This is a genomic window from Limnohabitans sp. TS-CS-82 (genome assembly GCF_002943475.1).
On sequence record NZ_PTQX01000012.1, the window covers coordinates 1 to 19862 of the forward strand.

Genomic DNA, 19862 nt, shown 5'->3' on the forward strand with positions numbered 1-19862 from the left:
GGCGGGTGTTACGCCGCTGTTTACGGCCTTTCTTAACCTCGCTCTTGAGCCAGCCCTCTAGCTTTGGGGCAAAGGCATCGAGCTTATTGGCAACGGAGCGTGCCGGATATTTGGGCTCGACCACGCCGCTGGTTAGGTACTTGCGCACGGTGTTGCGCGATAAACCCGTTCGTCGGGATATTTCCCGAATGCTCATTCCATCTCTCAGGTGCCACCGCCTGATCACACTTAATAACGCCACGTTGATCACTCCTGTGCCTCCTGCTCAATGCTGAGCAGGACAGTTTGACTACGTGGGTCAAATTTGGATGCAAATACCTAGGTTTAGTGGCTCACTATTGGATGCAATTCAACATGCTTGTGATGCAAAACCCACTTTGGGCACTGTTCTTTTTGTTCTTCTTGTTCAGGGCCTTGATGACCGAATGAGGAGGTCTGTTACTTGACAGGAACCAGTAACGTCCAAGTGTGTCTTGGCGGTTCAAGGTTTACGACATTGCCAAAGAAGATGGACGATATCGTGTCATGTCTGAATTGATGGAAAGCTCAGCGGCAGGATCATTCGGAAAATTTGCAGTGGTGGCTTTCGTGGCACCAAGAGATGATCAAGATATTCAGATCTTGTTGAAGTTACAGACTGGCAATGAAGTGGAAATTCTTGGTCGTGTCGATGGTGTGTCAGCACGGACCGCTTTAGTCCTTAGTCCAGCAGAGCTAGTTCGCTAATCTGAGTTAGGTTCCTGCCAGTGGGCGCAGCCTACTTCGACGACGTGACCACCGTGATCCAAGGTGGTTCATCTTCTGTGAAAGCCCTCACAGGTTCTACTGAAGAAGAGCAGTTCCACTAAGCGCTTCAACTGAGAGATGGCCTGAGAGGGTTGTCTCTTGGTTTAAACAGGCTTAAGACCACTCAGTGCGCGAGCGTTGGGTGTTTTTTTATTTAGGCGATCAGCGCTTGCATTTGTAGACCGCAAATATTTGCTTGCCAAATTCAGGCGCGGCGTCTTTTACCAATGTGTCGCCGCCTAATTCCACCGCATTGTTTTGCCCGAGTTGCAGCAAGTTGGCCTCTACGGCATCGGCGTCGCGGTTGTAGATGCCCACTTTGGTGACTACATTTACATTTACATTGACTTTGCCAAGTGACTGACAGTGCTTCACTTGATTGGTCTTCATCAGCAGCACGCGTTCAGAGCCTGCGGCTGGTTTGAGAAAACTATTGGCACAGCCGCACAAGAGTGCGGCGCTAAGGCAGGTGAAGGCGGTGTATTTGTTCATGATCGTTTTGGATGATACCCATGCATCAGGGGCGCATCGTGAGGGGCGTAAAATCAGTGGTCTATCGCGCTTTAAATTACATACACATGGTTCAAATTACTCTTCCCGACGGTTCGCAACGTGAATTTCCAGGCCCCGTGACGGTGGCCGAAGTGGCTGCGTCGATTGGCGCTGGCTTGGCCAAGGCTGCTTTGGCAGGCAAAGTTGATGGCAAGGTGGTGGACACCAGCTACACGATGAACAGCAACGCGAGCTTGGCCATCGTCACAGCCAAAGACGCTGAAGGCTTGGAGGTGATTCGTCACTCCACCGCCCATTTGTTGGCCTATGCGGTGAAAGAACTGTTCCCAGAGGCGCAAGTGACCATTGGTCCCGTCATTGACGACGGTTTCTTTTACGATTTTTCATTCACCCGTGGCTTCACGCCTGAAGACTTGGCCGCCATTGAAAAGCGCATGACCGAGTTGGCGAACAAAGACGAGGCCGTGGTGCGCCGTGTGTTGCCGCGCGACGAAGCCGTGGCTTATTTCAAGGGCTTGGGCGAACGCTACAAAGCCGAAATCATTGCCAGCATTCCTAGCAACGAAGACGTGAGCCTGTATCGCGAAGGCAATTTTGAAGACTTGTGCCGTGGCCCACACGTGCCCAGCACTGGCAAGCTCAAGCATTTCAAGCTGATGAAAGTGGCTGGTGCCTACTGGCGTGGCGACAGCAAAAACGAAATGCTGCAACGCATTTACGGCACAGCTTGGGCCAGCAAAGACGATTTGCAGCTGTACCTCAAGCGCCTCGAAGAGGCTGAAAAGCGCGACCACCGCAAGCTGGGCCGCGAACTTGATTTGTTCCACATCGACGAACACGCACCTGGCTTGGTGTTCTGGCACCCCAAGGGTTGGAGCGTGTGGCAGACCATCGAGCAGTACATGCGCCAGGTTTACCGTGACAACGGTTACCTTGAAGTCAAAGGCCCGCAAATCATTGACAAGTCGCTGTGGGAAAAAACTGGTCACTGGGACAAGTACCGCGACAACATGTTCACCACCGAGTCTGAAAAGCGTGACTACGCTCTGAAGCCGATGAACTGTCCTGGCCACATCTTGATCTTTAAGCAAGGCATCAAGAGCTACCGCGACCTGCCACTGCGCTACGGCGAGTTTGGCCAATGTCACCGCAACGAGCCATCGGGCGGCTTGCACGGCATCATGCGTGTGCGTGGTTTCACGCAGGATGATGGCCACATCTTCTGTACCGAAGACCAAATCTTGCCCGAGTGCGACACCTTCACCAAAGTGCTCAAGAAGGTCTACGAAGATTTTGGCTTCACCAACATTTTGTACAAAGTCTCGACCCGTCCTGCAGCCCGCATTGGCTCCGATGAGTTGTGGGACAAGGCCGAAAAGGCTTTGATGGACAGCTTGACGGCATCAGGTTGTGAGTACGTCATCTCTGAAGGTGACGGCGCTTTCTATGGCCCCAAGATTGAATACACCCTGAAAGACGCGATTGGCCGTGAATGGCAGTGCGGCACGATTCAGGTGGACTTCAACCTCTCTGAGCGCTTGGATGCTGAATACACCGCAGAAGACGGCTCACGCCAACGCCCCGTCATCTTGCACCGCGCCATCGTGGGCAGCATGGAGCGTTTCATCGGAATTTTGATTGAACAGCATGCTGGGGCCTTGCCTACTTGGCTGGCGCCAACCCAAGTTGCGGTGCTCAATATCACCGATTCACAGGCCGAATATTGCAAAGAAGTTGCGAAAACACTGCGAAATCAAGGGCTTAGGGTCGATTTAGACCTCCGCAACGAGAAAATCACGTATAAAATACGCGAGCATTCAATGCAAAAGCTTCCCTACATCTTGGTCGTAGGCGACAAAGAGAAGGAAGCTGGCGCCGTCGCAGTGCGCGCCCGAGGCAACCAAGACCTCGGTGTGATGTCCCTCGAAGCCTTCTCCCAAAAGATTGCCTCTGACATCTCTCTCAAAAGCTAATTTCATTTAGGAATTGCCAAGAGTTGTGCGTCGCACACGTGTGTCGGTTTGTTTTTGATTTTTAAGGATAGTCACCATCGCTACAGAATTTCGCGACCGCCGCCAGCGCGAGGAACGCAAACACCGCCTTAACCGGGAAATCATGGCCCCGGAAGTCCGCCTTTCAGGTCCTGACAACGAACCCCTCGGTATCGTGAGCTTGGCTGATGCCTTGCGTATGGCCGGTGAGATTGACGTTGACTTGGTTGAAATTGCCGCTACGGCTGTGCCGCCAGTGTGCCGTTTGATGGACTACGGTAAGTTCAAGTACCAAGAGCAAAAGAAGGCTGCCGAAGCGAAGTCTAAGCAAAAGGTCATCGAGGTCAAGGAAATCAAGTTCCGTCCCGGTACCGATGATGGTGACTACAACATCAAGATGCGCAACATCAAGCGCTTCTTAGATGACGGCGACAAATGCAAGATCACGCTGCGCTTTCGTGGCCGCGAGATCACGCATCAAGAAATCGGTATGGCGCTGTTGCAGCGCATCCGTGATGAGTTGGCGGACCTGATCGTTGTTGAACAGTTCCCCAAGCTCGAAGGGCGTCAGATGATCATGATGATCGCGCCTGGTAAGAAGAAATCGGGTGGCGTCGCCAAACCCGCTGCAGAAGCTGCTCCGGCAGCGTCTGCATAAAAGGCGACGCAGATTAGTGTCTCGGGGCTTACAAGACTACACACCCTGTGTAGGCGCCTCGCGAGCACAAATTAAAGGAGCATCTAAATGCCCAAAATGAAGACCAAAAGCAGCGCTAAAAAGCGCTTCCGCGTTCGTCCAGGCGGTACCGTTAAACGCGGTCAAGCCTTCAAGCGTCACATCTTGACCAAGAAGACAACCAAGAACAAGCGTCACCTCCGCGGTTCAGTGGCTGTGCATGAGACCAACATGGGTCACATGGCGCAAATGCTGCCCAAGTGCGGCCTGTAATTAACTGACGAACAAGGAGAAAAAATATGCCTCGCGTTAAACGTGGTGTTACGGCCCGTGCCCGTCACAAAAAAGTTCTGGCTTTAGCCAAAGGTTTCCGCGGTCGCCGCGGTAACGTCTTCCGCATCGCTAAACAAGCGGTGATGAAGGCTGGTCAATATGCTTACCGCGACCGCCGCACTAAAAAGCGCGTGTTCCGTCAGCTGTGGATCGCTCGTATCAATGCTGCTGCACGTCAGTGCGGTCTGACATACAGCCAATTCGCCAACGGCCTGAAAAAGGCAGCGATCGAAATCGACCGCAAGATGTTGGCCGACTTGGCCGTTCACGACATGGCTGCTTTCGCCAGTATCGTGAATCAAGTCAAAGCCAAATTGGCCGCTTGATAGTCAAGGGTTAACCACCCACGAGTAAAGGGGTTGGGGCTACACAGCTTCAATCCCTTTTTTTGTTTTCTCCTCTCCCCAAATTCTTATGAACGAGTTGGACTCTCTGGTCGCCAGTGCCCAGGCCCTGTTTGCACAAAGCACCACACCGGCTGATCTTGAAAACGCCAAGGCCCAGTTCTTGGGCAAGTCAGGCCGCATCACCGAGATGATGAAAGGCATGGCCGCATTGAGCGTCGAAGAAAAGAAATCGACCGGTGCCGCCATCAACGTGGCCAAGCAAGCGATTGAAGCCGCGCTCACGGCACGCCGCCAAGCCTTGGCCGATGCCGAACTCGAGACCCAACTCAAAGCCGAAGCCTTGGATGTGACCTTGCCCGGTCGCGCTCGCATGGCTGGTGGCTTGCACCCTGTGACCATCACACTTGAACGCGTCGAAGCCATTTTTGGATCGATGGGTTTCGAAGTGGCCCAAGGCCCAGAGATCGAAACCGATTGGTTCAACTTCACCGCGCTCAACACGCCGGAAGACCATCCTGCACGCTCCATGCACGACACCTTCTATGTGGAAGGTGGCAGCGCCGAAGCGCCCAACTTGTTGCGCACACACACCAGCCCCATGCAAGTGCGCCACGCCGTGCAACACGTCAAGCGCTACCAAGCACGTTTGGATGCCGGTCAAGGCATGCCCGAAATTCGCGTCATCGCACCCGGCCGCACCTACCGTGTGGACAGCGATGCCACACACTCGCCCATGTTCCACCAATGCGAAGGCTTGTGGATTGGCGAGAACGTAAGCTTCAAAGACCTCAAAGTGGTCATCACCGATTTCTGCCGCACTTACTTTGAGAGCGACGATTTGGTGCTGCGCTTTCGCCCCAGCTTCTTCCCATTCACAGAGCCCAGCGCTGAGATTGACATCCAGTTCCAAAGCGGCGCTTTGGCGGGCCGTTGGCTCGAAGTGGGGGGCTCAGGCCAAGTGCACCCGAACGTGGTGCGCAACATGGGCCTCGACCCTGAACGTTTCATCGGTTTTGCCTTTGGCATGGGCATGGACCGTTTCACCATGCTGCGTTACGGCGTGAACGACTTGCGCTTGTTCTTCGATGGCGACATTCGCTTCTTGAGCCAGTTCCAATAATTTCACGCACACACGAGATTCATCATGCAATTCCCCGAATCCTGGTTGCGCGAATTCTGCAACCCCTCACTCACCACCCAAGAGCTGGCCGATACATTGACCATGGCCGGTTTGGAAGTGGAAGAACTCCAACCCGTTGCACCGCCTTTCACAGGCATCGTCGTCGGTGAAATCAAAGAAGCCGTGCAGCACCCAGACGCTGACCGCTTGCGCATTTGCCAAGTGGACGTGGGGCAGGGCGCATTGCTCAACATCGTGTGCGGCGCACCCAATGCACGCGTGGGCATCAAAATTCCATGCGCCACCGTTGGCGCAGAGTTGCCACCGGGCGAAGACGGCAAGCCCTTCAAAATCAAAGTGGGCAAGCTGCGTGGCGTGGAAAGCCAAGGCATGTTGTGCTCGGCTAAAGAACTCAAAATTGCAGACGACAACGGCGGTTTGCTTGAGTTGCCAGCCGATGCACCTTTGGGTCAAAACATCCGCGAGTACTTGAACCTCGACGACACCTTGATGACCTTGAAGCTCACGCCAAACTTGGCGCATTGCTTGAGCGTCTACGGCATTGCCCGCGAAGTGTCAGCCCTCACAGGCGCACCGTTGAAGGCGCCTACTTTTCCAGCCGTAGCTGCGACTAACGCTGACAAAGTCGCTGTGAACATCAGCGCCCCCGATTTGTGTGGCCGTTTCTCTGGCCGCGTGGTGCGTGGCGTGAATACCAAGGCACAAACCCCTGCATGGATGGTGAACCACTTGGCCCGCTGCGGTCAGCGCAGCGTGAGCCCCTTGGTCGACATCTCCAACTACGTGATGTTCGAGCTGGGTCGTCCTTCACACATCTTTGATCTCGACAAAATTCAAGGCGGCTTGGAGGTGCGTTGGGGCAAAGCCGGTGAACAGCTTAAGCTCTTGAACGGCAACACCGTGACCGTGGACGACAAAGTGGGCGTCATCGCTGATGCACATCAAGTCGAATCACTCGCAGGCATCATGGGCGGCGACGCCACTGCCGTGAGCGACGACACGCAAAACATTTACATCGAAGCCGCCTTCTGGTGGCCCTCGGCCATCGGAGGCCGCTCACGCCGCTTCAACTTCAGCACCGATGCTGGCCACCGCTTTGAGCGCGGTGTCGATCCTGAGTTGACGGTAGAGCACATTGAGCGCATCACCCAGTTAGTGATTGACATTTGCGGCACACCCAACACCACCGTAGGCCCGATTGACGACCAACGCGTGAACATGCCTGTGGCCAAGCCTGTCACGTTGCGCGTGGCACGTGCTGAGAAAGTCATCGGTATGCCACTCACGCAACAACGCGTGACTGATGCTTTGCGTGGCTTAGGCTTACCTGTCACCGAGGGGGAGGGTGTTGTCACCGTGCAGCCCCCATCCTTCCGTTTCGATTTGCAAATCGAAGAAGATTTGATTGAAGAAGTAGCGCGCATGGTGGGTTACAACAACCTGCCCACCACGCCACCGTTGGCACCCATCACGGCCAGCGCGTGTCAAGAAGCGCAACGTAGCCCACACGCTTTGCGCCACCACTTGGCAGCTTTGGGCTACCAAGAAACCATCAACTACAGCTTTGTGGATGAGCGTTGGGAACACGAGTTGGCAGGCAATGCCAACCCCATCAAATTGCTCAACCCCATTGCCAGCCAAATGAGCGTGATGCGGTCCACCTTGTTGGGCTCCTTGCTCAACGTGGTGAAGTTCAACGTCGATCGCAAGGCCTCACGCGTGCGCGTGTTTGAGCTGGGTCGCGTGTTTCACAAAGACGCTTCCGTGCAAAACACAGACACCACCGTGCAAGGCTTTGACCAGCCCATGCAAGTGGCAGGTATTGCTTTTGGCAGCGCTGCACCTTTGCAATGGGGCACCAAAGAACAAGCCGCAGACTTCTTCGACGTGAAAGCTGATGTGGAAGCTCTGTTGGCCCCCGCTGTCCCGCAGTTTGAAGCGGCTGAGCACCCAGCCATGCACCCCGGCCGTTGTGCCAAGGTGTTGGTCAATGGCCAAGCCGTGGGTCATGTGGGTGAGTTGCACCCACGCTGGCGTCAAAGCTGGGACTTGGCCCAAGCCCCTGTGATGTTTGAGCTCTCGCTCGATGCCGTGTTGCACCGCGATGTGCCCAAGTCCACTGGTGTGGCCAAGTTCCCTAACGTTGAGCGTGACATTGCAGTGATCGTCAAAGACAGCGTCACGCACGCGCAATTGATGGCTGGTGTGCATGCCGCCAAAACACAAGGCTTGCTGCGCAATGCCGTGTTGTTTGACGTGTATCGCCCCAAGGCTGAAAGTGCCGCCATGGCAATGGACGAGAAGAGCTTGGCCGTGCGCCTCACGCTCAACAGCGATGAAGCTACGTTGAACGAAGCCCAAATCGAAGGTGTGGTGCAAGCCGTGCTGGCCGAGTTGGCCGCTCAAGTCTCTGCGCGTTTGCGCGCTTGATGTTCACACGTTAACAAGAGAACCGTATGGAACTTTCTTTTGAGAGCTTAGAAACGCCAGCCTTGACCAAAGCGCAGTTGGCTGATTTGTTGTTTGAGCAAATCGGTTTGAACAAGCGTGAGTCCAAAGACATGATTGATGCCTTCTTTGATCTCATCGCACAAAGTTTGGTCGATGGCACCGATGTGAAAATTTCAAGCTTCGGCAATTTTCAGATTCGCACCAAGGCACCACGGCCTGGTCGTAACCCGCGCACAGGGGAGTCAATTCCGATTGAGGCGCGACGTGCGGTGACTTTCCATGCGAGTCACAAATTGAAAGAGCAAATACAGGGCGACAGTAATCCCAAAGTTGACAACTGATTGAAAAAGAGGCCGAGCAGGCCTCTTTTTTTTGATAAAACTGTCAGGCGATAAGATTCAGGGCTGTTCTTCGTGTAACCTCTGCGGTCCCGTTTACAAGCTACTGATTTTCATGGAGAAATCCCTCCTTCCCCCCATTCCAGCCAAGCGCTATTTCACCATTGGTGAAGTGAGCGAATTGTGCGGCGTCAAGCCGCACGTGCTGCGCTATTGGGAGCAGGAATTCACGCAGCTGCGTCCCATGAAGCGTCGCGGCAATCGCCGCTATTACCAGCGCCACGAAGTGCTGATGATTCGCCGTATTCGCGACCTCTTGTATGACCAAGGCTTCACCATCACCGGTGCACGCAACAAGTTGCAAGAGTTGGTGCAATCTGAGCGTGAGCGTCGTCGCGTGGGCGGTGAGTTAATTGATGTGGACTTGCCCGATGACGATGGATTTGAGGATGACTTGGATGTCGATGCGGATGACGCACATGCCTTGCCTCCGCTGGCGTTGAACAGCAGCGACGAAGCGCTGCAAACCTTGCGCAAAGAACTCACACAAATTCGCGACTTGCTCTCTGAGCTGCACTGAGTAGGCGTTATAATTTCAGCGTGATTCGGTGTGTGGCGCAGCCTGGTAGCGCACTTGCATGGGGTGCAAGGGGTCGAAGGTTCGAATCCTTTCACACCGACCAAAATGACCAAGGGCTAGCAATGCAAATTGCTAGCCCTTTTGTCTTTTATGGCTTGTCTTTTCTGGCGTCGCTGAATGCACTTACACAATGTCGACGTGGTGCAGCTCAAACTTGCCCGTCTTCGCATCGGCAAAGTAGTGCTGCAAAGTTTCTTTGACGGTGCGAAACGCAATCTCGTCCCACGGTATTTCATGCTCAGCAAACAAACGCGCTTCTTGCGTTTCGTGGCCGGGATCAAACGTATCGCTGGTGAGTTGGGCACGGTAAAAGAAATGCACTTGGCCCACGCGTGTGACGTTCATCATCGTGAACAGCTCTTGCATTTCAAACTGCGCACCGGCTTCTTCCACTGTTTCACGCGCAGCGCCTTGCGCCACGGTTTCGTTCAGTTCCATAAAGCCAGCGGGCAAGGTCCACTTGCCCAAGCGCGGTTCGATGTTGCGCTTGCACAGCAGCACTTTGTCACCGCACACAGGCACGGTGCCCACCACATTGAGTGGGTTTTCGTAGTGGATGGTGTGGCAAGCGTTGCACACCGCACGCTCGCGCGTGTCGCCATCGTCAGGCAGGCGGTAGGTCACAGCGCTGCCGCAGGCTTTGCAATGTTGGATGAGTGGGCGGTGCAGCATGGCGTTAGACCAGGCGAACTTTGAGTTCGCCCAAGCCGCTCACCGCACCCACCATGGTGTCGCCCGCCACCACCGCACCCACGCCTTCGGGGGTACCGGTGTAAATCAAATCACCGGGTTGCAGCTCCCATGCGGCAGACACATGCTCGATGGTTTCAGCGATGTTCCAAATGAGTTGGCTCACACTGCTGCGTTGACGGTCTTGGCCGTTGACTTGCACATAAATCTCAGCGTGTGCCACATCGCCCGCAAGTGCTGCGGGGGTGATAGGGCCAATGGGCGCGCTGTGGTCAAAGCCTTTGCCAATGCACCAAGGGCGGCCTTGTTTTTTCATGTCGTTTTGCAAATCGCGGCGTGTCATGTCCAAGCCCACGGCGTAGCCGTAGATGTGGCTCATTGCATCTGCGGCTTGGATGTTCTTGCCGCCTTTGCCAATGGCCACCACCAACTCAATTTCGTGGTGCAAATTTTTGGTGAGACTGGGGTAGAGCATGTCACCCGTTTCACCCGCATTGACCACCAACACAGCGTCTGCAGGCTTCATGAAGAAGAAGGGCGGCTCACGGCCTGTGAAGCCCATCTCTTTGGCGTGTTCTTCGTAGTTGCGGCCCACGCAGTAAATGCGGTGCACAGGAAAACGTTCAGCTTTGCCCACCACGGGCACAGACACAACGGGCGTAGGTTCAAACGCATAGCTCATAGCGTGCTCCAGTTGAAAAGACTTAGCCTTGTGATTTGCTCACGAGCTCGAAGTGCTCCACGATGGGAGGCTGTGCAAAGAAGGGGCCTACGATGGCGCGCCACTCGCCAAAGGCAGGGGACTCACGGAAGTCCACGGTGTGGTTTTCAAGCGTGGTCCAAAAAATTTGCAGCAGATAGCGCTCGGGTGACTCGATGCCACGGTTGATTTTGAAGCCCTGAAAGCCTTTGGCCTTGGCGATGACGGTGTTCACGCCGCGTTGGATGGCTTCGTCAAATGCGGCTTGTTGACCGGGTTGAATGCGAATGTCGACGAGTTCGAGAATCATGGTGTGTGTCTTGCAAGTTAAAACTGAGCCCAAGTCTACCGTCACAGCGCCCAGCCAGCCGTCGCATTCGGGATATCCTTTCGCCTTATGAGCCACACATCTGATACGACCACACCGCCTTTGTTTTGGCCCATGGATTGGGCATTGCCTGCGGGTGTGCAAGCGCTCTGCACCACGCGTGTGGGCGGTGTGTCGCAAGCTCCGTTTGATGGTTTCAATTTGGGGGACCACGTACAAGACGACACACAGGCTGTCGCGCAAAACCGCGCTTTGCTACAAGCGCAGCTGGGGGGGGCGCGGCCTGTGTTTCTCAGTCAAGTGCACGGCGTGGAGGTGGCTCAGCTCAGCGCCGTGACGCCCGATGGCACAGAAGCTGATGCTTGCCTCACGCAAGAGTCCCGAGTGGCTTGCACCATCATGGTGGCCGATTGTTTGCCTTTGTTGTTCACCGATGATGCTGGCCAAGTGGTGGCTGCCGCACATGCTGGATGGCGTGGCTTAGCTTCGGGTGTGATTGAACAAACGGTGAATGGGGTGTGTGCACAAGCAGGCGTGTCTGCAGCGCAAGTGCGTGTGTGGCTGGGACCATGCATTGGCTCTGATGCGTTTGAGGTGGGGGACGATGTGCGTGTGGCGTTTACTTCGGGCGATGCTGTAGACCCAACCCAAGCCCAAGGTTTTTTCAAACCGCACCCATCTCACGCAGGCAAATGGTTGGCTGATCTTGCAGGCTTGGCGCGTTTGCGCTTGCAGGCTTTAGGCGTTACGTCGATCGCAGGCAACGACAGCACGCCCGAGTGGTGCACGGTCGCGCAGCGCTCAAGGCTCTTTTCGTACCGGCGCGATGGTGTCACCGGACGCTTTGCCGTGTGTATTTGGCGCAACTGAAGCGCCATCACCGCCAGCGTTTTGTATACCGTTTGCCGCAAGCGCTTGTGCGCGTTCTGCGGCTTCTTTTGCCTTGATGGCACGGCGCCTTGAAGGCGTGCCCATGATGTAGCCGACCACGCCCATGGGTAATAAGCCATAGAGCAAGAAAGTAAACAGGGCGCCAAGCAAAGAGCCCACTGGGCTTGTCGCTTCAGCGATTGCCATCATCAAAGCCACGTAAATCCACGCGATCAGGACCAAATACATCTAGGGGTTTTCTCTTGAGTTTGATATCTGTCAGAAATTCGAAGGTAAATCACTGACATACTGGTGACAGTTAAAAAGACAACTGCGACTGTATAGGAGATGTGCGATGGATCAGAATGCGGCCCTCAAGAGCCTAGGGGATAGCTGGCTCAAAGCTTTGGCCTCATTTCAAACAATCGGCGGTGGTGGAGATGCAAAAACGCCTTCGTTGAGCTTCTCGCCAGACAAACTGGAAGCCCTGCAAAAGCAGTACATCGAAGAAGCCACTGACTTGTGGAACCAAAGTTTGCACGGCAAACCAGAAGTGAAAGACCGCCGTTTCAAAGGCGATGCATGGGCACACAACCCCATGGCCGCATTCACCGCGGCGGCGTATTTGCTCAACACCCGCACGATGATGGCGCTCACCGAAGCCGCCGAAACTGACGCCAAAACCAAAGCACGTATTCAATTCGCCGTTGAGCAATGGGCTGCTGCTGCTGCGCCTAGCAACTACTTGGCACTCAACGCAGAAGCTCAGCAAAAAGCGATTGAGACCAAAGGCGAGAGCATTTCCAAAGGCATTCAAAACTTGTTGCACGACATGCAGCAAGGCCATGTGTCGATGACCGACGAAAGCCTGTTTGAAGTGGGCAAAAACGTGGCCACCACCGAAGGCAAAGTGGTGTTTGAAAACGAGTTTTTCCAGTTACTCGAATACAAGCCACTCACCGCCAAGGTGTATGAGCGTCCGTTCTTGTTCATCCCGCCTTGCATCAACAAGTTCTATATCTTGGACTTGCAGCCTGAAAACTCATTCATCCGCTACGCCGTGGCCCAAGGTCATCGCACGTTTGTGGTGAGCTGGCGCAATCCTGATGAAAGCCTACGCAACACCACATGGGACAACTATGTGGAGGATGTGGCCATTCAAGCCATCAAGGTGGTACAAGAAATTGGCGGCGCAAAGCAAATTAATGCTCTGGGTTTCTGCGTGGGCGGCACCATTCTTTCTAATGCGCTGGCTGTGCTGGCCGCGCGTGGCGAAAAACCAGTGGCCAGCGCAACTTTGTTGACTACGCTGATTGACTTCACAGACACCGGCATCTTGGATGTGTTCATTGACGAAGGGTTTGTGAAGTACCGCGAAGGCCAGTTTGCTGAAGGCGGACTGATGAAGGGTAAAGACATGGCGTCGACCTTCAGCTTCTTGCGCCCCAATGATTTGGTGTGGAACTACGTGGTGGGCAACTACCTCAAAGGCGAAACACCGCCACCGTTTGACTTGCTCTACTGGAACAGCGACTCCACCAACTTGCCAGGCCCCATGTATGCCTGGTACTTGCGCAACACCTACCTTGAGAATAACCTCATCAAGCCTGGCAAAGCCATGGTGTGCGGCGAGAAGATTGACTTGCGCAAGGTGGACATGCCCATCTACATCTACGGCTCGCGTGAAGACCACATCGTGCCTATCGGTGGCGCGTATGCCAGCACACATGTGTTCCCCGGCAAGAAGCGTTTTGTCATGGGGGCCTCGGGCCACATTGCTGGCGTGATCAACCCACCCGCGGCCAACAAGCGTTGCTACTGGACGGGCAGCGAAACCAGTTTCCCCAAAGACGCTGAGCAATGGATTGCCAAATCTAAAGAGCACGCTGGCAGCTGGTGGACCGATTGGTCCGCTTGGCTCAAAACACATGCAGGCAAACAAATCGCAGCACCCAAAGCCTACGGCAAGGGTAAGCACAAAGCGATCGAGGCTGCACCTGGTCGTTACGTGAAAGAACGCGCCAGTCATTAATTTTTAAAAACTTCTTATATTTTTGGAGACACACATGGAAGACATCGTCATCGTTTCAGCCGCACGCACAGCCGTGGGCAAGTTTGGTGGTTCACTCGCCAAAATCGCAGCCACTGAGCTGGGCTCTATCGTCATTCGTGAAGCCTTGGCGCGTGCCAAGGTTGATCCTGCGATGGTGGGCGAAGTCATCATGGGCCAAGTGCTGGCTGCTGGCGCTGGCCAAAACCCTGCGCGTCAAGCCTTGTTGAAGTCGGGCATTCCTAACTCTGTGCCCGCGCTCACCATCAACGCGGTGTGCGGCTCTGGCCTCAAAGCCGTTATGTTGGCTGCACAAGCTGTGGCGTATGGCGACAGCGACATCGTGGTGGCTGGCGGTCAAGAAAACATGAGCGCTTCTGGTCATGTGTTGTTGGGTTCACGCGATGGCCAACGCATGGGCAACTGGAACATGATCGACACCATGATCGTCGACGGTTTGTGGGACGTGTACAACCAATACCACATGGGCATCACGGCTGAGAACGTGGCCAAAGAATTTCACATCACCCGCGACATGCAAGATGCCTTGGCTTTGGCTAGCCAACAAAAAGCATCGGCTGCTCAAGACGCGGGCAAGTTCAAAGACGAAATCGTGTCGGTGAACATTCCCCAACGCAAGGGCGACCCCGTGGTGTTCAACGCCGACGAATACATCAACAAGAAAACCACCGCCGAGGTGTTAGCCGGTTTGCGTCCTGCGTTCGACAAAGCGGGTTCAGTGACGGCCGGTAATGCATCAGGCATCAACGACGGCGCTGCCGCTGTGGTGGTGATGACGGCTAAGAAAGCAGCTGCTTTGGGCCTCACTCCTTTGGCTCGCATCGCCGCATTCGGCACCAGCGGTTTAGACCCAAAAATCATGGGCATGGGCCCTGTGTCTGCTTCACGCAAAGCTTTGGAGCGTGCAGGCTGGAAAGCATCAGATGTGGACCTGTTCGAACTCAACGAAGCCTTTGCTGCACAAGCTTGCGCCGTGAACCAACAGTTGGACATCGACCCAGCCAAGGTCAACGTCAACGGTGGCGCGATTGCCATTGGTCACCCCATCGGTGCATCCGGTTGTCGCATCTTGGTGACCTTGCTGCACGAAATGCAACGCACCAATGCCAAGAAGGGCTTGGCCGCGCTGTGTATCGGTGGCGGTATGGGTGTGTCGTTGGCACTCGAGCGTTGATGCAGCGTTGATTCGCACTTCACTCGAATTCAGATTTCTTTCACTAAAAACTCATAAATCAGGAGACAAAAAATGAGCAAAAAAGTAGCGTACGTCACAGGTGGCATGGGTGGCATCGGAACCGCGATCTGCCAACGTCTGCACAAAGAAGGCTTCACCGTGATCGCCGGTTGCGGTCCAACCCGTGATTTCAACAAATGGTTGGATGAGCAAAAAGCTTTGGGCTTTACCTTCTACGCATCCGTCGGCAACGTGGGTGATTGGGATTCCACGGTCGAAGCTTTCACCAAAGCCAAAGCCGAGCACGGCCCCATCGACGTGTTGGTGAACAACGCCGGTATCACCAAGGACCGCATGTTCTTGAAGATGACACGCGAAGATTGGGATGCGGTGATGAACACCAACCTCGATTCGATGTTCAACGTGACCAAGCAAGTGGTGCCAGACATGGTCGAACGTGGCTGGGGCCGCATCATCAACATCTCATCGGTGAACGGCGAAAAAGGCCAAGCGGGTCAAACCAACTACTCGGCTGCCAAGGCCGGTATGCACGGCTTCTCCATGGCGTTGGCGCAAGAGCTGGCCACCAAAGGTGTGACGGTCAACACCGTGTCACCTGGCTACATCGGTACCGACATGGTCAACGCCATTCGACCTGATGTGCTGGAAAAAATTGTGGCCACAGTGCCCGTCAAGCGTTTGGGCAAGCCTGCCGAAATCGCGTCCATCATTGCATGGATGGCCAGCGAAGACGGTGGCTACACCACCGGCGCTGACTTCGCCGTGAACGGTGGTTTGCACATGGGTTAATGCATGGCGCCTCTGGCGTTTTGTTTCAACCAGAAAAGCCGCAGACTCGTCTGCGGCTTTTTTTATGTGCCATTTGGCTTAGGTACTAACCCGTCACATCACTTTGTTAAAGTCGCCGAATTAATTAATAAATATGGCAAATTTGCCGGAGGACTATGGGCGATTACACGAACATGGCGGGTTACTACGATGTCATCATGACCTCGGGTTACTACGATTACGCGAAGATTGTCGATAGCCTTGTGGCACATCATCCGCAGCGCAATGTGCTAGAGATTGGTTGCGGCACAGGTTTGATTTTGGAAGAGTTGGCCAAGCGTCAACCCAAGCTGCCCATCACCGGCATTGACTTGACGGCCCCCATGTTGTCCATCGCGCAAAAGCGGTTGGCACCGTTTTCAACGGTGTCACTCTCGCAGCAAAACATCACCGAGCTGTCGCTCAATGAGAAGCATGAACTGGCGTTCTCTTACGGTGGCGTTTGGTACTTTGTGATTGACGGCGACAAAGAACCTTTCTTGGTCAGTCACATCGCGGATGAGCAAGCCAACCATTTGGGCTTTGAGCACTTGGCCAAGCACATTGCGGTGGGTGGCACCTTGTTGTTGGGCATTCAAGGCCCACACCACAACTACGAAACGACCATTTCAAATGGCATGACCTATTCGCAGCAAATTGACCCGACTGATATTGGTTTCACCAAGCACTACTACCTCAAAGATGGTGACCACAAAGTGATGGACCAAACGGTGCACTACCGCACTTACACCTTTGCCGAAGCGCAAGTTTTGATGGGTGCGTATGGGTTTGAATACGTCGCCAAGAAAGACCCCAACCAACTGTTTTTGCAGTTCAAGAAAGTGACATGATGAGCGCTGCAAAACCGAAGTTGTTTTTCATCGGTGTCGGCAACATGGGCAACCCCATGGCCGCCAATTTGGTGAAGGCGGGTTACCCCGTCACCGTGTTTGATGTGTCGCGTGCCAAGGCTGAGAACCTGATCGCTTTGGGCGCTACTTGGGTAGATAGCTTGGCCGAAGGTGCGGCTCAGGCCGACGTGGTGATGGCCTCATTGCCTGGCCCTGTGCAAGTGCGAGAAGTGATGTTGGGCGAGCAGGGCGTGCTGGCGCATGTCAAAGCAGGTGCCACAGTGATTGACACCTCTACCAGTGCGGTGGAGTTGGTGCGCGAGTTGGTGACTTTGGCCAACAGCAAAGGCGTCGACTTTTTAGAAGCACCCGTCACCAATGCGGTGGACATGGCTGCCTTGGGCCGCTTGTCTATTTTTGTGGGCGGCGACCCAGCCACCTTTGAAAAACACAAACCCATCTTCGACGTCATTGGCGAAAAGATTTTTCATGTGGGCGAGCCCGGCAACGGCGCGACCATCAAGCTGCTCACCAACTTGCTGTGGTTTGTCAGTGCCGCCGCGATTGGCGAAGGCTTGATGCTGGGTGCCAAAGCTGGCATTCCGCTGCACACCGTGTGGGAAGCGATCAAGTCAAGCGCGGGCAACAGCTGGGTGGCAGAGCACGATGTGCCATCCATCTTTGCAGGGCACTACGACCCGAGTTTTTCGCTGGCCTTGTGCTGCAAAGATTTGGGCCTCATCAACGGCATTGCCAAATCACAAGGCTACGATTTACCGATGGGAGGCATGGCGCAACAGTTGTTTCAACAAGCCATGGCCACCTATGGCCCCGAAGCGGCCGAGCTGCATGTGGTGAAACTTTTAGAAGAGCGTGTGGGACACATGCTGCGACCATGACCCAACAATCTCGTTTGCTAGCCGAAGCCCATTTGCACATGCCGCAAGGCGTGGCTGAGAACTATCGCTATTGGGGTGAAAAAGACACGGTGTTCATCGCCAGCGCCAAAGGCTGCATGCTCACCGATGTGGACGGCAAAACCTATGTGGACTTTCGCCTAGGCTACGGCCCCATCATCTTGGGTTACCGCGACGAACGCGTCGACAACGCGGTGATTGAACAAATCACACAGCGAGGCACGCTGTCTGGCTTCTCGACGGAGCTCGACACGACGGTGGTCAAGCAAATCAAAGCCATGTGCCCCAACATCGACAAGATGCGTTTTGCCAACTCGGGCACAGAGGCGGTGATGGGCGCAGTGCGCACCGCACGTGGCTACACGCGGCGTGATCGCGTGGCCATTGTGGAAGGTTCGTTCCACGGCTTGTACGACGAGATGATGTGGAAGTCAGACATCGAGCATTGGCAGCCAGGCAGCAAAACAGCACCGAAGGTCATTCCATTTGGCGGCGGTATTCCAGAGCGCAGCCGCGAGTTGTTGACCATCATCAGCCACAACGACTTTGAAGATTTAGAAAACTTGTTTGCCACACAAGGCGACACCTTGGCCTGCGTGGTGATAGAGCCCATCATTGGCAACGCCGGTAGCGTAGCGGCCAGCCAAGAATGGTTGCAGCGTTTGCGTGATCTGTGCACACAGCACGGCACGGTGCTCATCATTGACGAAGTGAAATCTGGTTTTCGTGTCGCGAAGGGCGGGGCGCAAGAGTTGTATGGCATTCACGCTGACCTCACCACCTACGCCAAAGCCATGGGCAACGGTTACCCCGTGGCAGCCTTTGGCGGTAAAGCCCATGTGATGGATGTGGTGGGTTCGCACCCCGGCGGTGTGGTGCATGGCGGCACGTACACGGCCAACTTGGTGGCGCTCAGTGCGGCACACGCCACGCTCAAAATTTTGGCGGAGACCCACGCGCAGCAAACCATCAACCATGCGGGTGAACAGATTCAAGCGGTGCTGGGCCGTGTGTTCACTGCGGCAGGCCTAGAGCATGCTTTCGCAGGACCGCCTGCGATGTTTGGCATTCACTTCAGCGCCACTGTGCCTACCAACTACCGCGATTGGCGCGTGACCAATAGCGAGCTGTATCGCAAGTTTGCGTGGGAATTGATTGCGCGTGGTGTGATGCTCGAACCTGACTCACGCGAGCCGTGGTTCATTTGCGAAGCGCATCAGCATATGGATTTGGGCTGGCTCGAAGAGGTGGCCACGCAGTCCATCCGCGTGGCCTTGGCAGCGAAAGATTAAGACGCCGACTTGCCTGTGCTGACCATTTGCATGGCCGAGGCAATGAGGCCCGATACCTCAGTCATGTTGCTGGGCACGATGAGTGTGGTCTTGGCGTCAGACGCCACCTTGGCATATGCCTGCACCGCTTGCTCTGCCACTTTGAGTTGCACCGCTTGTTCGCCACCCGGTTGGCGAATGGCGGCGGCAATGCGTTCAATCGCTTGCGCCGTGGCATCAGCCACTGCGGTGATGGAAGCGGCTTCACCTTGGGCCTTGTTGATGGCCGCTTGCTTCTCACCTTCGGAGCGCGCAATGAAAGCTTCGCGTTCACCCGTGGCGATGTTGATTTGTTCTTGGCGGCGGCCTTCTGAGGCTGCGATCAACGCACGCTTTTCACGCTCTGCTGTGATTTGCGATTGCATGGCATGCAAGATTTCTTTGGGCGGTGTCAGGTCTTTGATTTCGTAGCGCAGTACCTTCACGCCCCAGTTCAAGGCGGCTTCGTCGATGGCTGCCACCACTTGCGCGTTGATGATGTCGCGTTCTTCAAAAGTCTTGTCGAGTTCCAACTTACCAATCACGCTGCGCAAGCTGGTTTGTGCGAGCTGCGTCACCGCCATGATGTAGTTGGACGAGCCGTAGCTGGCTAAACGTGGGTCGGTCACTTGGAAATACAAAATGCCGTCGACTTGTAGCTGCGTGTTGTCGCGCGTGATGCAAATCTGACTGGGCACATCGAGCGGAATTTCTTTGAGGCTGTGCTTTTGAATCACGTTGTCAATGAAGGGCACCACAAAGTTCAAGCCGGGTGTGAGGCTGGCGTGGTACTTGCCCAAACGTTCGACCACCCATGCATTTTGCTGAGGCACGACCTTGACCGTTTTGACGATGAACAAAACGGCGATGGCCAAAAAGAGGAGAGCGATTTCCATGGATGGACCTT

The 19862-nt window shown here is 54.8% G+C and carries 22 protein-coding genes and 1 tRNA gene; 17 read left to right on the forward strand and 6 right to left on the reverse strand.

Annotated features, from left to right (window positions below; genetic code table 11):
• Positions 1-250, reverse strand: a 250-nt coding sequence (locus tag C5F52_RS29750; protein ID WP_146100132.1) for a helix-turn-helix domain-containing protein, incomplete at its 3' end; no start/stop codon positions are given.
• A gap of 275 nt (positions 251-525) precedes the next feature.
• Between C5F52_RS29750 and C5F52_RS29755 the strand changes: the two genes are divergently transcribed.
• Positions 526-726 carry a hypothetical protein gene (locus C5F52_RS29755; protein WP_146100133.1) on the forward strand — a complete coding sequence of 67 codons (201 nt, stop codon included), beginning with the start codon at positions 526-528 and terminating at the stop codon, positions 724-726.
• Positions 727-948: 222 nt separating this feature from the next.
• Here the strand turns inward: C5F52_RS29755 and C5F52_RS20375 are convergent, their stop codons facing one another.
• Positions 949-1278, reverse strand: a complete 330-nt coding sequence (locus C5F52_RS20375) for a DUF4156 domain-containing protein (protein WP_104800198.1) — start codon at positions 1276-1278, stop codon at positions 949-951.
• A gap of 86 nt (positions 1279-1364) precedes the next feature.
• On the opposite strand from C5F52_RS20375, the gene thrS reads away from it, so the two are divergent.
• The 9 genes from thrS (at position 1365) to C5F52_RS20420 (ending at position 9259) form a co-directional block, all read left to right on the forward strand.
• The gene (gene thrS, locus C5F52_RS20380) at positions 1365-3272 is read left to right on the forward strand and encodes a threonine--tRNA ligase (protein WP_104800199.1); all 1908 of its coding nucleotides are present in this window, start codon (positions 1365-1367) and stop codon (positions 3270-3272) included.
• A 67-nt stretch (positions 3273-3339) separates the two neighbouring features.
• Positions 3340-3948 (forward strand): translation initiation factor IF-3, encoded by a 609-nt coding sequence (gene infC / locus C5F52_RS20385; RefSeq protein ID WP_104800200.1) that lies wholly within the window; start codon positions 3340-3342, stop codon positions 3946-3948.
• A gap of 87 nt (positions 3949-4035) precedes the next feature.
• A complete protein-coding gene (gene rpmI, locus C5F52_RS20390; protein ID WP_100134218.1) occupies positions 4036-4239 on the forward strand; it encodes a 50S ribosomal protein L35 in 204 nt (67 codons plus the stop codon).
• Positions 4240-4265: 26 nt separating this feature from the next.
• On the forward strand, positions 4266-4625 hold the full coding sequence (rplT, locus tag C5F52_RS20395; protein ID WP_104800201.1) for a 50S ribosomal protein L20: 360 nt from the start codon (positions 4266-4268) through the stop codon (positions 4623-4625).
• A gap of 88 nt (positions 4626-4713) precedes the next feature.
• Positions 4714-5766 carry a phenylalanine--tRNA ligase subunit alpha gene (gene pheS, locus C5F52_RS20400; RefSeq protein ID WP_100134216.1) on the forward strand — a complete coding sequence of 351 codons (1053 nt, stop codon included), beginning with the start codon at positions 4714-4716 and terminating at the stop codon, positions 5764-5766.
• A 24-nt stretch (positions 5767-5790) separates the two neighbouring features.
• Positions 5791-8217 carry a phenylalanine--tRNA ligase subunit beta gene (gene pheT, locus C5F52_RS20405; protein WP_104800202.1) on the forward strand — a complete coding sequence of 809 codons (2427 nt, stop codon included), beginning with the start codon at positions 5791-5793 and terminating at the stop codon, positions 8215-8217.
• 26 nt (positions 8218-8243) lie between these two features.
• Positions 8244-8579, forward strand: coding sequence for an integration host factor subunit alpha (locus C5F52_RS20410; protein WP_104800203.1), 336 nt, complete (start codon positions 8244-8246; stop codon positions 8577-8579).
• A gap of 112 nt (positions 8580-8691) precedes the next feature.
• Entirely contained in the window at positions 8692-9156 is a 465-nt protein-coding gene (locus C5F52_RS20415) for a MerR family transcriptional regulator (RefSeq protein WP_104800204.1), read from the forward strand.
• A 26-nt stretch (positions 9157-9182) separates the two neighbouring features.
• A tRNA-Pro gene (locus C5F52_RS20420) sits at positions 9183-9259 on the forward strand.
• 80 nt (positions 9260-9339) lie between these two features.
• On the opposite strand, the gene C5F52_RS20425 is transcribed toward C5F52_RS20420, so the two are convergent.
• The 3 genes from C5F52_RS20425 to C5F52_RS20435 are packed head-to-tail and all read right to left on the reverse strand — an operon-like array spanning position 9340 to position 10916.
• Complete coding sequence (locus C5F52_RS20425; RefSeq protein WP_104800205.1) at positions 9340-9888, reverse strand: NUDIX hydrolase; 549 nt, start codon at positions 9886-9888, stop codon at positions 9340-9342.
• A gap of 4 nt (positions 9889-9892) precedes the next feature.
• Positions 9893-10588 carry a fumarylacetoacetate hydrolase family protein gene (locus C5F52_RS20430; RefSeq protein ID WP_104800206.1) on the reverse strand — a complete coding sequence of 232 codons (696 nt, stop codon included), beginning with the start codon at positions 10586-10588 and terminating at the stop codon, positions 9893-9895.
• Between the two features lie 22 nt (positions 10589-10610).
• A complete protein-coding gene (locus tag C5F52_RS20435) occupies positions 10611-10916 on the reverse strand; it encodes an antibiotic biosynthesis monooxygenase (RefSeq protein ID WP_104800207.1) in 306 nt (101 codons plus the stop codon).
• Positions 10917-11003: 87 nt separating this feature from the next.
• Between C5F52_RS20435 and pgeF the strand changes: the two genes are divergently transcribed.
• From pgeF to C5F52_RS20475, 7 genes are all read left to right on the forward strand, one after another.
• A complete protein-coding gene (pgeF, locus tag C5F52_RS20440; protein ID WP_104800208.1) occupies positions 11004-11804 on the forward strand; it encodes a peptidoglycan editing factor PgeF in 801 nt (266 codons plus the stop codon).
• Between the two features lie 355 nt (positions 11805-12159).
• Positions 12160-13836 (forward strand): alpha/beta hydrolase, encoded by a 1677-nt coding sequence (locus tag C5F52_RS20450; protein ID WP_104800210.1) that lies wholly within the window; start codon positions 12160-12162, stop codon positions 13834-13836.
• 34 nt (positions 13837-13870) lie between these two features.
• Complete coding sequence (locus C5F52_RS20455; protein WP_104800211.1) at positions 13871-15049, forward strand: acetyl-CoA C-acetyltransferase; 1179 nt, start codon at positions 13871-13873, stop codon at positions 15047-15049.
• Between the two features lie 72 nt (positions 15050-15121).
• Positions 15122-15859, forward strand: coding sequence for an acetoacetyl-CoA reductase (gene phbB, locus C5F52_RS20460; protein ID WP_104800212.1), 738 nt, complete (start codon positions 15122-15124; stop codon positions 15857-15859).
• Positions 15860-16014: 155 nt separating this feature from the next.
• Positions 16015-16728 (forward strand): class I SAM-dependent methyltransferase, encoded by a 714-nt coding sequence (locus C5F52_RS20465; protein WP_104800213.1) that lies wholly within the window; start codon positions 16015-16017, stop codon positions 16726-16728.
• Positions 16725-17627 carry an NAD(P)-dependent oxidoreductase gene (locus C5F52_RS20470; RefSeq protein ID WP_104800214.1) on the forward strand — a complete coding sequence of 301 codons (903 nt, stop codon included), beginning with the start codon at positions 16725-16727 and terminating at the stop codon, positions 17625-17627. The genes C5F52_RS20465 and C5F52_RS20470 overlap by 4 nt, the downstream gene beginning before the upstream one ends.
• A complete protein-coding gene (locus C5F52_RS20475) occupies positions 17624-18937 on the forward strand; it encodes an aspartate aminotransferase family protein (RefSeq protein ID WP_104800215.1) in 1314 nt (437 codons plus the stop codon). Before C5F52_RS20470 ends, C5F52_RS20475 begins: the two co-directional genes overlap by 4 nt.
• On the opposite strand, the gene C5F52_RS20480 is transcribed toward C5F52_RS20475, so the two are convergent.
• On the reverse strand, positions 18934-19851 hold the full coding sequence (locus C5F52_RS20480) for an SPFH domain-containing protein (protein WP_104800216.1): 918 nt from the start codon (positions 19849-19851) through the stop codon (positions 18934-18936). The genes C5F52_RS20475 and C5F52_RS20480 overlap by 4 nt on opposite strands.
• Positions 19852-19862: the final 11 nt, after the last annotated feature.